General features: G+C 44.9%; 8 protein-coding genes. 7 read left to right on the forward strand and 1 reads right to left on the reverse strand.

Annotated features, from left to right (window positions below):
• Positions 1 to 12 precede the first annotated feature (12 nt).
• The 6 genes from JZY04_RS07340 (at position 13) to JZY04_RS07365 (ending at position 12,024) form a co-directional block, all read left to right on the forward strand.
• The gene (locus JZY04_RS07340; protein ID WP_005775460.1) at positions 13 to 567 is read left to right on the forward strand and encodes an RNA polymerase sigma-70 factor; all 555 of its coding nucleotides are present in this window, start codon (positions 13 to 15) and stop codon (positions 565 to 567) included.
• 52 nt (positions 568 to 619) lie between these two features.
• Positions 620 to 1,618, forward strand: coding sequence for a FecR family protein (locus JZY04_RS07345; protein ID WP_122141578.1), 999 nt, complete (start codon positions 620 to 622; stop codon positions 1,616 to 1,618).
• Between the two features lie 29 nt (positions 1,619 to 1,647).
• A complete protein-coding gene (locus JZY04_RS07350; protein ID WP_005775458.1) occupies positions 1,648 to 3,915 on the forward strand; it encodes a GH92 family glycosyl hydrolase in 2,268 nt (755 codons plus the stop codon).
• A 337-nt stretch (positions 3,916 to 4,252) separates the two neighbouring features.
• Positions 4,253 to 6,523: a GH92 family glycosyl hydrolase gene (locus JZY04_RS07355; RefSeq protein WP_122141577.1), complete on the forward strand. Its 2,271-nt coding sequence runs from the start codon at positions 4,253 to 4,255 to the stop codon at positions 6,521 to 6,523.
• A 329-nt stretch (positions 6,524 to 6,852) separates the two neighbouring features.
• Positions 6,853 to 10,269: a SusC/RagA family TonB-linked outer membrane protein gene (locus JZY04_RS07360; RefSeq protein ID WP_122141576.1), complete on the forward strand. Its 3,417-nt coding sequence runs from the start codon at positions 6,853 to 6,855 to the stop codon at positions 10,267 to 10,269.
• Between the two features lie 21 nt (positions 10,270 to 10,290).
• On the forward strand, positions 10,291 to 12,024 hold the full coding sequence (locus JZY04_RS07365; protein ID WP_122141575.1) for a SusD/RagB family nutrient-binding outer membrane lipoprotein: 1,734 nt from the start codon (positions 10,291 to 10,293) through the stop codon (positions 12,022 to 12,024).
• 96 nt (positions 12,025 to 12,120) lie between these two features.
• On the opposite strand, the gene JZY04_RS07370 is transcribed toward JZY04_RS07365, so the two are convergent.
• Entirely contained in the window at positions 12,121 to 13,539 is a 1,419-nt protein-coding gene (locus JZY04_RS07370; RefSeq protein WP_122141574.1) for an ATP-dependent RecD-like DNA helicase, read from the reverse strand.
• A gap of 96 nt (positions 13,540 to 13,635) precedes the next feature.
• Here JZY04_RS07370 and JZY04_RS07375 point away from each other — a divergent pair, with 96 nt between their 5' ends.
• On the forward strand, positions 13,636 to 14,319 hold the full coding sequence (locus JZY04_RS07375) for a hypothetical protein (protein WP_122141573.1): 684 nt from the start codon (positions 13,636 to 13,638) through the stop codon (positions 14,317 to 14,319).
• Positions 14,320 to 14,326 lie beyond the last annotated feature (7 nt).

Genomic DNA, 14,326 nt, shown 5'->3' on the forward strand with positions numbered 1-14,326 from the left:
TGTACTAAAAAGATGGACGATACATTTGACATAACCTACAAAGCACTGTTTCGCAAATACTATCCGAACCTGATATTCTACGCCACCCGCCTGGTGGGTGACGAAGAAGCAGAAGACGTGGTTCAAGACGTATTTGTGGAACTGTGGAGACGAAAAGACTCCATGGTGATAGGTGACCAAATCCAGGCCTTCCTTTACCGGGCGGTATATACCCGGGCGCTGAATGTGCTGAAACATCGCAGTATAGAGGATGGATACTGCGCCGCTGTGGAAGAAATCAACCAGAAACGGGCTGAATTCTACCAACCGGACAACAACGAAGTTATTCGGCGAATAGAAGACCGTGAATTGCGGAACGAAATCTACGAAGCCATCAATGAACTGCCGGACAAATGTAAGGAGGTATTCAAACTGAGCTACCTGCACGAAATGAAAAATAAAGAGATAGCTGACGTAATGGGAGTATCTTTACGCACGGTAGAAGCCCACATGTACAAGGCGCTGAAGTTCTTACGCAGCCGTCTTAGCCATTTATGGCTTTTATTCCTATTATTTTTTATCAAATAGATAAGTGTTTTTAAAGAATTAGTTGTTTCTATTATATAATGAAAAAGAAAAGATGAATAATCTGAGCGAAGAAATATTGATGAGATATCTGACGGGCGAATGTTCTGACGAAGATTTTGCCAGAGTAAACGCTTGGATCAAGGAATCAGATGACAATGCCCGCCGACTTTTCCGGATGGAGGAGGTATATCATTTGGGCAGACACGACAGCTTCCCGGATCAGAAAAGAACAGCCCGGGCAGAAGCACGACTATGCAAAAAGCTGGCTCAGGAGGAGGCACATAGCCGCAAGGTTATCAGAATGCACCAATGGATGCGATATGCAGCCATCATCATACTGGCTTTGATGGTCGGTGCCGGAGGCGGATATTTATATTACCAGGCTGACCCCACCCGGGATATGATAACAGCTTCATCTACGGACGGAAAAGTAAAGGAAATAGTACTGCCCGATGGTAGTAAGGTATGGCTGAATCAGTCGGCAACGCTGAGATATCCACGGGAGTTCTCCGATACCGAAAGAGATGTATTCCTTGACGGAGAAGCCTACTTTGAAGTCACTAAAAACCGCCAATGTCCTTTCATCGTAGAAAGTGAAGCGATGCGCGTCAAAGTATTGGGCACAACTTTCAACTTCAAGTGTGACAAAAGCCACAAACTGGCGGAAGCGACATTAATCGAAGGAGAAATAGAGGTTAAAGGCAACAATGAGGAAGGAATGATCATCCTTTCGCCGGGACAAAAAGCCGAACTGAATAAAACAACCCGCCGACTGGTAGTGAAGCAGGTAGATGCCAAACTGGATGCCGTATGGCACAACGACCTGATTCCGTTTGAACAAGCCGATATCTTTGCTATCACCCGGACACTGGAACGTTTTTATGATGTGAAGATCATTCTCTCACCCGATATAAAGTCAGACAAAACTTATTCGGGTGTACTGAAAAAGAAAGATAATATAGAGTCTGTACTCCAATCGCTGGACAACTCTATACCAATCAGTTATAAGATCGTGGGAGATAATATTTTTATTTCTTCACGTAACAAGTGAACAACTAATTAAAATAAACATATAGTACCATGAGATTTAGAACATTCCTGGCGGGATGTTTAGGAGGCTTATTGTCTCTGAACTCCTGCACAAACTCGCCGGACATGACTGATTATGCAGCCTATGTCAACCCATTTATCGGTACCGGCGGACACGGCCACACTTTTCCGGGCGCTATCCTGCCCCATGGCATGATTTCACCCAGCCCCGACACCCGTATAGATGGGTGGGACGCTTGTTCGGGCTATTACTATGCAGACTCTACCATCAACGGATTTTCACACACCCACCTGAGCGGAACCGGTTGTTGTGACTATGGGGATGTGCTGCTGATGCCTACGGTAGGCGAACAAAAATATCTCCCAACAGGTTCACAGAGCCAGAAGATGGCTTATGCTTCCAGCTTTTCACACCAGAACGAGACTGCTGAACCGGGCTATTACTCCGTTTTCCTGGACACCTATCAGGTAAAGGCCGAACTAACTGCAACCAAACGGGCAGCCATCCACAGATACACTTTCCCAGAAAGTAGAGAAGCCGGATTCATCCTCGATTTTGACTATAGCCTGCAACGACAGACCAATAAAGAGATGGAGATAGAAGTCATCAGCCCTACCGAAATTTGTGGACGAAAGAAAACAATGTACTGGGCCTTCGACCAATACATCAACTTTTATGCAAAATTCTCAAAACCTTTCACTTACACACTGGTAACCGACTCGATGGCGCTTGACGAAGGAGGTAAATTACTGCCGACCTGCAAAGCACTGCTACACTTTAACACGGCAAAAGACGAACAAGTATTTGTAAAAGTCGGAATATCCGCCGTGGATATAGAAGGCGCACGCAAAAATGTGGAAGCAGAAATACCCGATTGGGACTTTGACGGAGTACGTAAGGAAGCACGCAAAGCATGGAACAAAACTTTGTCGAAGATAGATATCACCACGAATGACAAGGATGATAAGACCATTTTCTACACCGCACTTTATCACACTGCCGTCAGCCCAAACCTGTTTACAGATGTAGACGGACGCTATCTGGGCATGGACCTACAAGTACATCAAGGTGACACGCTTAATCCGATGTATACCATCTTCTCACTGTGGGATACTTTCCGTGCACTTCATCCGTTAATGACCATTATCGATCCGGACCTGAACAATGACTTTATACGTTCTCTGATCAAAAAGCAACAGGAAGGTGGGATTTTCCCGATGTGGGACATGGCTTCCAATTATACCGGTACAATGATTGGCTACCATGCTGTTCCTGTTATTGTAGATGCGTATATGAAAGGTGACCGCAACTTCGATATTCAGGAGGCTTATCGTGCGTGTGTGCGTGCGGCTGAATATGATACGACAGGAATCAAATGTCCTGCTCTGGTGCTGCCTCACTTGATGCCGAAAGCAAAATATTATAAAAACTCGATCGGTTACGTGCCATGCGACCGCGAAAACGAATCGGTTGCCAAAGCATTGGAATATGCTTATGATGACTGGTGCATTTCAATCTTTGCCGATGCACTGAATGACTATGACACCCGGGATAAATATGCCCGCTTTGCGAAAGCTTACGAATTCTACTTCGACCCGGAAACCCGTTTTATGCGGGGACTGGACAGTAAGGGGGAATGGCGCACTCCGTTCAATCCACGTTCATCTACTCACCGCAACGACGACTATTGCGAAGGAACTGCCTGGCAGTGGACCTGGTTTGTCCCCCACGATATCGAAGGTTTGGTGAAACTGATGGGAGGTGAAGATGCCTTTGTCGGCAAACTGGATTCTCTGTTTACCGCCGACTCCTCACTGGAGGGCGAAACGATCTCTTCGGATATCAGCGGACTGATCGGCCAATATGCACATGGAAATGAACCAAGCCATCACGTGATTCACATGTACAACTACGTGAACCGTCCATGGCGAACTCAGGAATTGGTGGACAGTGTATACCGCAGTCAATATGCCAATACCGTAGACGGACTATCGGGTAATGAAGATTGCGGCCAAATGTCCGCTTGGTATGTACTGAACTCCATGGGATTCTATCAAGTATGCCCCGGTAAACCGGTTTATTCCATAGGACGCCCTGCATTTGACAAAGCTGTAGTCAATCTGCCTGATGGAAAGAAATTTATAGTAATAGCCAAGAATAACTCTAAAAAGAATAAGTATATCAAAAGCATGAAGCTGAACGGGGAACCGCTGGAAAAGCCTTTCTTCACACATGATGACATTGTGGCGGGAAGTACACTGGAAATTGAGATGACAGATCGGCGACCGCAACCCTAATCTCTCTCAGGAAGAGGGAACAGAGAGGGTGTGTCAAAACTCACCACAGAGAACACAGAGTAGCACAGAGGTGATTTAAGTTACTGATTATTAGCAAAAAGACTCTGCGATACTCTGTGTTACTCCGTGGTGAAAAGAGTTTTAACACAGCCCCATGTAATCATAGTAGATAGAAATTACATAATATTCATTTAATAAAAAAGGTCCGGGGCTATATCAAAAGCCTTTTCACCACAGGGTCGCACGGAGTGTTCATATGAATCATCCATGACTTTGCTTTTGCTCTGTGTCTTCTGTGGCAAGATTTGACACGTCTCCGGGACCTCTTATTCACACCATGAAAAAAATTCTTTTGACCGCTTGCCTTGTAGCTTGCTCATTGATGGCTAAGGCCAAAGACTGGACCCAATATGTTAACCCCTTGATGGGAACACAGTCCTCTTTCGAGTTATCAACCGGGAACACTTATCCCGCCATTGCCCGCCCATGGGGAATGAATTTCTGGACACCACAAACCGGTAAGATGGGAGACGGATGGCAATATACGTACACAGCCAACAAAATCAAGGGATTCAAACAAACCCATCAGCCCAGTCCTTGGATCAACGATTACGGGCAGTTCTCCATCATGCCCATAACAGGCAAACCGGAGTTTGACGAAGAAAAACGTGCCAGTTGGTTCAGTCACAAAGGCGAGGTTGCCACTCCGGCCTATTATAAAGTATACTTGGCCGAACATGATGTCGTGACCGAAATGACCCCGACGGAGCGTGCAGTCCTGTTCCGCTTCACTTTCCCCGAAAACGAGCATTCGTACGTTGTTGTAGATGCGTTCGACAAGGGTTCTTACGTAAAAGTAATTCCGGAAGAAAATAAAATTATCGGCTATACCACCCGTAACAGTGGCGGAGTACCCGAGAACTTCAAAAATTACTTTGTCATCGAGTTCGATAAGCCTTTCTCTTACAAAGGCACTTTCGCTGATAAAAAACTGGAAGAAGGCAGTCTGGAACAGAAAGCCGATCATACCGGAGCTGTCATCGGTTTCCGCACCCGGAAAGGCGAGATCGTACATGCCCGCATAGCCTCTTCGTTCATCAGTTTCGAACAAGCTACTCAGAATCTGCAAGAGTTAGGCAACGACTCCTTTGAACAACTGGTACAGAAAGGGAATGATGCCTGGAATCATGTATTGGGCAAAATAGAAGTAGAAGGCGGCAATCTGGATCAGTACCGTACATTCTACTCCTGTCTTTACCGTTCTCTCCTATTTCCCCGTAAATTCTATGAACTGACAGCGGACGGTCAACCGATTCATTATAGTCCCTACAACGGTCAGGTGCTTCCCGGATATATGTACACCGATACCGGATTTTGGGATACATTCCGTTGTTTGTTCCCATTCCTGAACCTGATGTATCCTTCGGTAAACAAAGAGATACAGGAGGGACTCATCAACACGTACAAAGAAAGCGGCTTCTTCCCGGAATGGGCAAGTCCCGGACATAGAGGCTGCATGGTTGGCAATAATTCGGCATCAGTACTGGCAGATGCTTATCTGAAAGGAGTGAAGGTAGATGATGTGAAGACCCTGTACGAGGGATTGATTCACGGTACGAAAAACGTGCATCCGGAGGTCTCTTCTACCGGACGTCTGGGCTATCAATATTACAACAAACTGGGGTATGTCCCTTATGATGTGAAAATCAATGAGAACACCGCCCGTACATTGGAGTATGCCTATGATGACTGGTGTATCTATCAATTGGGTAAAGCATTGAACCGCCCCCAAAAAGAAATCGAACAGTTTGCCAAACGTGCCATGAATTACCGGAATGTATTCGACAAAGAAAGCAAACTGATGCGTGGCCGCAATGAAAACGGACAGTTCCAGTCACCGTTCTCTCCGCTGAAATGGGGTGATGCTTTTACAGAAGGCAACAGTTGGCATTATTCCTGGTCGGTATTTCATGACCCGCAAGGCCTGATCGATCTGATGGGAGGTAAAAAGATGTTTATCACAATGCTCGATTCCGTATTTGCCGTTCCGCCGGTGTTCGATGACAGTTATTACGGACAGGTGATTCATGAGATTCGTGAAATGACAGTGATGAATATGGGCAACTATGCGCATGGCAACCAACCGATACAACACATGATTTACCTGTATAACTATGCCGGACAACCTTGGAAAGCACAATACTGGCTTCGTCAGGTGATGGACCGCATGTATACTCCGGGACCTGACGGCTATTGTGGTGACGAGGACAACGGACAGACGTCTGCCTGGTACGTATTCTCCGCACTCGGATTTTATCCCGTATGTCCGGGTACAGACGAGTATGTCTTAGGAGCTCCCCTTTTTAAAAAGGCAACTCTGCATTTTGAGAACGGCAATAATCTCGTGATAGATGCACCGGATAACAGTAAAGAAAACCTGTACATTGAATCGCTCCATATGAATGGAAAGGAATCATCACGGAACTATTTGAAGCACGACGATTTGCTGAAAGGTGGAATCCTTGAGTTCAAGATGGGATCACAGCCTAATCTCAACAGAGGTATTAGCGAAGAAGACGCTCCGTATTCATTCTCAAAAGAGAAATAAGCAACTCCACTTGTCTTAGAGGCAGTCGATCCACCTCCATTTAAATGGTGGATCGACTCAACCCAATGGGAATGCCCCTACTCATTAGGCTGAATATCCTCCTACTCATTAAACTGAGTCGCCCCATCCCATAATAAAGGGGAGAAAAGCCCCCTTCGAAAGTCCCTCCTAAATAAATCTCAAAAAAGTTAGCAACTGAAGTAAGTGTTTCTTTCGGGATACTTGTTTTATTAACATCAAGGGCACAAAAGCCACTTGATTTATATTATAAATACCATGCTTAAACCTTGTATGTTTTTAAAGTTAACTAATTAACTTAATTATAGTCAATGAAAAACAAAACTCTGTTTCAAAGACCCAAGCTGCTCAAAGCATCGCTGGTTATTCTTTTGGCTGCTGCTCCTATTCAGTGGTCATTCGCACAATTCACATTTTCGACTCCCCGTACTACATTGGGGCAAGTGATCAAGACAGTGCAATCCCAATCTAAGTATCAATTCTTTTATGACGATCAATCGTCGAACATGCCGATTGAGAATCTGGAAGTAAAGAATGTAAGTCTGGAACAACTGCTGAACGCTGCACTTAAAGGCAAAAACCTGACATACAAAATCGAAGATAACATTGTTTATCTGTCTCAGGCTGCCAAACAGCAGGATCCGGCACAAACCCCGGTCAAACGGCAGGTCAGTGGTACAGTTGTAGATGCCAACGGCGAAGCACTGATCGGTGTAAACGTATCCGTAAAAGGTACCAGCACAGGAGCCATTACCGATTTGGAAGGTAAATACACCCTGACGGTCAACGATCCGAAAGCTGAAATCGTATTCTCCTATATCGGATACAAACAACAAGTACTGCCTGCAAAGGAAAGCATCCTGAACGTAACCATGAGTGAAGATACCCAGATGATCAGTGAAGTGGTTGTGACAGCTTTAGGTATCAAACGTGAAAAGAAAATGTTGGGATACGCCGTACAGGAAATCAAAGGTGACCAACTGAACCAGACCGGAGACCCTTCGGTTACCAGTGCATTGCAAGGTAAAGTAGCCGGTCTGCAAATGAACACGGCCGGTACAGGTCTTGGCGGTTCTACCAAGATCACGATTCGTGGTAACTCTTCTCTGGCTGACAACAACCAACCACTCTGGATTGTAGACGGTGTGCCGTTTAGCGATAACAATAACTCGGATGCTACTTACTACGGCGGTGTTGACCGCGGTGGTTCTTCCGTCGATATCAACCCCGAAGACATCGAATCGATTTCTGTACTGAAAGGTCCGAATGCCGCCGCTCTTTACGGTTCACGTGCCGGTAACGGTGTTATCTTGGTTACTACTAAGAAAGGCAGCAAGAAAGACGGTTTCGGAGTGCGCTATAGTGGTAACTTCACTTGGAGTCAAGTAGCCGAAACCCTCGAGATGCAGGATCGCTATGGACAGGGACACATTGTGACCCAGGACGAGAACAAGAATCCGCTATCTCAATATTACGCGAAATACGATCCGACAGACTCCTCAAGCTGGGGACCGGTATTGGACGGAAGCATGCAGAAAGCCTGGAACGGCGACACATACGCTTTCTCCAAATACGGAAACAAACTGAAAGATTATTTTGATACCGGCTTCGCACAGAACCACAATGTATCTGTAAGTAACGTTACAGACAAATCACATTTCCGCGCTTCTTTTGGTAGTTCAAACAACAAAGGCGTATTCCCGAACGAAAAACTGAACCGAATCAACCTTGACCTGAATGCCGGAATGGAAATGAACAAGTATCTTTCTATGGATGGAAAGATTTCACTTTCACGCACCAAAGCAGAAGACCGCCCCTATTTCGGTACATACGGAGCCATCGCTCAATTGATGGGTATTCCTAACAATATCCGTCTGGACGATCTGAAACAATACTCCACAGCCGACAATGCACACGTGAACTGGACAGGGCCTACTGCCGGTATCCGCAATCCTTATTACGTTCTGAACCAACGCCACAACTCTGACGAACGTTGGAGAGCCTTCGGTTACTATGGAATGAAAATCAACTTTACCGACTGGTTGCACCTATCCGCCAAGTATGCATTCGACTATTATCGTACCCGAATCGAAGAAACTAACGCAGGTGACGGTATCAACGGCGAAAGCAGTATCAAAGATATCACGGATGATGAAATGAACCGTGAAGAACAGAACTTCTTCGAATCGAACGCGGAAATTGTATTGATGGGTGACAAACAGTTGACGGACAATTTCCGTCTGGGCTTCACTGTAGGCGGTAACTTCATGTACCAGAACTACGAGTCACTGAATGCCGGTGTACGCAATATGCTAGATAAAGGACAGTGGATTTTCAATGCAGCCAATATGCTGAACACAGCGGGAGAAACGGGCCATGAACGTGCTACTAACTCTGTTTTCGGATCTCTACAACTCTCCTGGAAAGAGTATCTGTCACTGGACCTGACCGCCCGCAACGACTGGTCGTCCACACTGCCAAAGAAGAACAACTCTTTCTTCTATCCGTCTGCCAATTTGAGTTTCGTCGTGTCTGATTTTGTTCGTTCACTGGACAAGACATTACCAAGCTGGTTAACTTTTGCCAAAGTACGTCTGTCGGCAGCACAAGTAGGTAAGGATACAGATCCGTATCAATTGTACAACACCTACGGATTCAAGTTCGAAAAGGGTGAACTGATCCCAAGCAAATCGAACGTGAAGATGAACGACCAACTGAAACCGGAAATCTCTTCATCCTACGAAGCAGGTCTGGATATGAAGTTCCTCAACAACCGTCTGGGATTTGACTTTACCTATTATTACAGCCGTACAAAAAACCAGATCATGAAAGTACCTGCCGCAGCTCCTTGGAGTGGTGGGAAATGGGTAAACGCAGGTTTAATTACCAACAAAGGTTTCGAAATGATGATTTACTCGACACCGATACAACTGAAAGACTTCTCTTTCGACTTGAATGTCAATCTGGCCAAAAACGTATCGAACGTAGAGAAACTGGCTGAAGGTGTAGATTACATCTACTTCAACGGTGACTCAAACTTCCCGATCAACGTAGGTGCACGTCCGGGTCATAAACTGGGTGAAATTTATGCTAAGACCCTTTACAAACGTGACGAACAGGGCAACATCATCATCAACAAAGAAAACGGTCTGCCTATGACTACTACTGACGCTGACGAACGCCTGGCAAAACCCATCGGAAATATCCAACCCAACTTGCTGATGTCCGTATCTCCGTCATTCACCTACAAAGGCTTTACACTATCGGCCATGTTCGATATGAAGTTCGGCGGTGATATCATCTCTATTTCTGAAATGAACGCTACAGGCTCAGGTATGGCCAAACGTACCATGAATCGTGGTGAAAGCGACAACTTCATGATGATATTCCCCGGAGTATATGAAGACGGAACACCGAATACCCAAAAGATTTCAGCTTCCAACTATTACGGTGCTTTGAACGCGGAAGACTTTATCTATGACGCTTCTTTCATCAAACTGAAAGAATTGGCTATCGGCTATACATTCCCTAAAAGCATGTTGAAAAAGACACCGATCAACTCGCTGAATGTATCATTCGTGGCACGCAACCTGGCTTATCTGTTGAAACACACTCCGGGAACAAGTCCTGAAGGTGGTTACGATACGACCATGTTCTCACAGGCCATCGACTTCATGGCCGTACCTTATACCCGTACATTCGGATTCTCAGTTAACCTTGGTTTCTAATTTTATAAATAAAGATATAGTATGAAATTCAAAATATATAAATCACTTGCCATGTGCACCCTCCTCTTAGGACTGGCTGCATGTAATGATTTCGAAGAAATGAATACCGACCCCTATGCGCCGGTATACGATCCGGAAATAATCGGTGCCACCCCCGACGGAATCGATATTGACTACGAACTGACACCAAGCGCGCTGAAGAGCCTTCAAGGAACGGAAAGTGCCATCGGTTCAGTATTTGCCAACCTGACTTACGAAGGAGTGTATAACGACTACCAGGTTACTACCAATCTGACCCATGACATCTACGCCGCTTACTTTGCCAACAATGTCAGCGGATTCGTAACCAACTCACCTACCTACGGATATAACGACGGATGGTCCAAAAAACGTTGGGAACACTTCTACGATAATCGTACAGTAGAAGAGTACAGCCAGTTGATCAAAACATTCTGGTTCTGCGGAAAGGAACGCTATCATAACGCATTCTATATCACCCGCATCTACTACGCATTCTTGATCTCTATGCAAACAGACACTTATGGAGCCATTCCATTGGAATACTACGTAAAGGGTGCAATGCCTACAGACGAAAATGTGAAGTATATGGATCAGAAAGATGTATATGACGTTATCTTTAAGATGCTCGACCAAGCCATCACTGCACTCCATAACACCCCATCTGCCGCACAATACAGCTTGGGTGAAAACGATAAGTGCTTTGGAGGTGACAAAGACAAATGGCTTCGTTTTGCCAATACCCTTCGCTTACGATTGGCACTGCGTGTATCGAATGTAGATCCTCAACTGGCTAAAGAACAGGGTGAGAAAGCAATGACTGATCCTGCCGGATTGATGCAAAACGATGACGACAACATGAAGCAGACTCCCAAGTATTCATACATAACGGGTGGCAACGAAAACATCTACACACTTCTGTACAACTGGAGTGCCAACGTAGTGTTATCCAAAGAAATGGAAAGAGCTTACAAAGAACAATCCACCATTCTCGACCCGCGTTGCGAAATCTTGTGGTGGAGGCCGACTGCCCTTGAAAATCTTAATCTAACCGAACCCAAAGAGGATATGACGAAAGATTTCAATGGTTGTGAAAATGGTGAAACTTCATTGGGAGGTAGCTATACAACCACTTATTCTCCGAGTCGCGTATTCATCAAGCAAGACCAGAAGAAACTCGACCGTAAACATTGGTGGTGCTACGCACGTGAAATTGTATGGCTGGGTTACTCCGAGAGTTTATTCCTTCGGGCAGAAGCCGCTCTCCGCGGATGGGCAGGTGCAAATAGAACAGCTGAACAATTATATAAGGAAGGCATCGAAGCTTCCTTCAACTACTATCAGATTGGCGCTGACGAAGAAGGTCAGGAGAAGATCAACAAGTATATGGAAGGACTGAAAGGATTACAAGCTTTCAAGAGTGGTGACAGAGAAGCACAACTGGAGCAGATCATCACTCAGAAATGGATTGCCGTATATCCGAATGGTAATGAAGGGTGGGCAGAGTTCCGCCGTACAGACTATCCCCGCTACATGAAAACACCTAAAGGAGGCAACAACTCAGGGGGTGAAGTCGCAAACGGCAAGTTCATCAAACGCCTGAGATACCCGGACAGTGAAGTGTCCAACCCGAACCGTCCGAAAGATGTAGATACACAAGGAACTCGTTTATGGTGGGACGTAGCCGACACCAATGATGATGGAGGCAATTACGTTACTCCAAACAATTTCCGCTAAACAACGAGATTAATATTCATGCACTGACAATAGATTAGGTTACACAAGAGAAACAGGGAGCCCGAGATGGGTTCCCTGTTTTTATGTATACTCCTGTCACTCTATTTGTTCTTTCGGATAATTCACCAAATAGAGTGTCTTCGATGCACGTGTGAAAGCCGTATATAACCAGCGGAAATAATCCGGCGTCAGATATTCATCCGACATATACCCCTGATCGAGAAAAACATTCAGCCACTGCCCGCCCTGTGCCTTATGGCAAGTCACTGCATAAGCATACTTTACCTGCAAAGCATTGTAATGCGGATCTGCTTTCATCTTTTTCATTCGCTCCCGCTTGACAGTAATATCCGCATAGTCCTCAAGTACGGAATAAAAAAGCCGGTCATTTTCTGTTTTGGGCAAGGCAGGGGCATCCGAATGGAGTGTATCCAGCAACAAGTTTGCTTCAATTTCAAAATCATTATAATCCGGAAATGAAAGAACCACTTCGGCAAACCGAAAACCATACAGTTCACGAGTACGTCTCACCCGGCGAACCACGGCAATCTCTCCGTTCGCTATGAAATCCATTTCTTTATACCTCTCAGTCCAGTAATAATTATTCTTCGCTATCATTAGCAAATCACCCGTATTCAGTTCATCTTCCCGGTAAAGAATCTGGGCACGTATACCTTTATTATATATATTGGCCCGCTTATTGGAACGACATACCACAATCGTCTCGTCCATGCCATCTTTTTCGTAACATCCGGTCAGGGTCTCAATCAGCTCGTCACCGGGCACTACCTTTATATCCGGAAATCCACTCACTTTTATCTTAGGCAACGAGTAACACTCCTCTTCAGCAATTAACCGGCGTATTTGGGTTGCATTCCATAATATACCAGATGCCTGTACCTGACGCACCACTTGTGTCAGATCGACCTCTGTCACATTCAGTCCGTATCCTTTCAATGCCTCTGTAACAAGTGCAGGACTTTGCTCTTCCCCTACCGGAGGCAGCTGGGCTGTATCTCCCATCAACAGCAAACGGCATCCTGCACCGGAATAAACAAACTCGACCAGATCATCTAAAAGCCGCCCCGTACCAAACATAGATCCCGACAAGCCTTCATTCGAAATCATGGAAGCTTCATCTACAATATATAATGTATGAGTGGTAAGATTATCATTGATTGAAAAATTACTTACTTCATTCGAAAATGCCTGCTGTCTGTATATCTTTTTATGAATGGTAAAAGCCGGATGTCCCGCGTAAGCAGAAAATACCTTAGCTGCCCTCCCCGTAGGCGCCAGCAATACCGATTTCTGTTGTAACTTATCCATCGCTTTCACCAAGGCTCCGACAAGAGAAGTCTTTCCGGTTCCTGCATATCCACGAAGCACAAAAACCGTCTCATTAGCCGTAGAAAGTAGAAACTCTGAAAGAGATTTTACAGCTATTTCTTGCTCAAAAGTTGGCTGATAAGAAAAATTTTCCTTAATTTGCCGCTCTAAATAGTTATTTATCATTTTTGTACGAGAAAAAAGTTACAAGAACTATCGTTAATTAGATTTATTTATTTTATTTTTGCGCTACGAATATAAACTAAAAAAAACATATTTATCATGAAAACAGTATTTAATATCGTACTAGGTCTATGCGTAATTGCTTTGGTTTACATTTGCTATGCCAGCATCATGGGTCCTATCAACTTCGAAAATGCTAAAAAGCACAGAGACAAAGCAGTTGTTGCCCGCTTGATCGATATTCGTAAAGCTCAGGCAGAATATCGTAATATCTACAAGCAGTACACTGCAAGCTTTGACACACTGATCGATTTCGTTAAGACACAAAAAATACCTTTCGTATCTAAAGAAGGTGTATTGAGCGACAAACAACTGGAAGACGGTATGACTGAAAAGAAAGCTATGGCTATAATCAACAAGGCTAAAAAGACTAACAACTGGAAAGAAGTTGAAGCTGCCGGTTTGATGGGCTTTAAACGTGATACAATATGGGTTGCCGTAACAGATACCATTTATGATAAATCATTCAATGCAGACTCTTTGAGATACGTTCCGTTTGGTGGCGGTGCACAGTTTGAAATGTACACCAGAAACGATACAACTAAATCAGGAGCTCCTATCTTCCTGTTCCAGGCTAACACTCCGTATGATGTATACCTCAACGGACTTGACAAGCAACAAATTGCAAACTTGAAAGACGTTCAGGTTAAACTGGGTAAATATCCAGGCTTGATGGTAGGTTCTATTGACACTCCGAACAACGGCGCAGGTAACTGGGAATAATCCGAAT

Origin of the sequence: Bacteroides sp. 11BF, from assembly GCF_019633765.1 — a bacterium.
In the GTDB taxonomy this organism is placed as follows: domain Bacteria; phylum Bacteroidota; class Bacteroidia; order Bacteroidales; family Bacteroidaceae; genus Bacteroides; species Bacteroides hominis.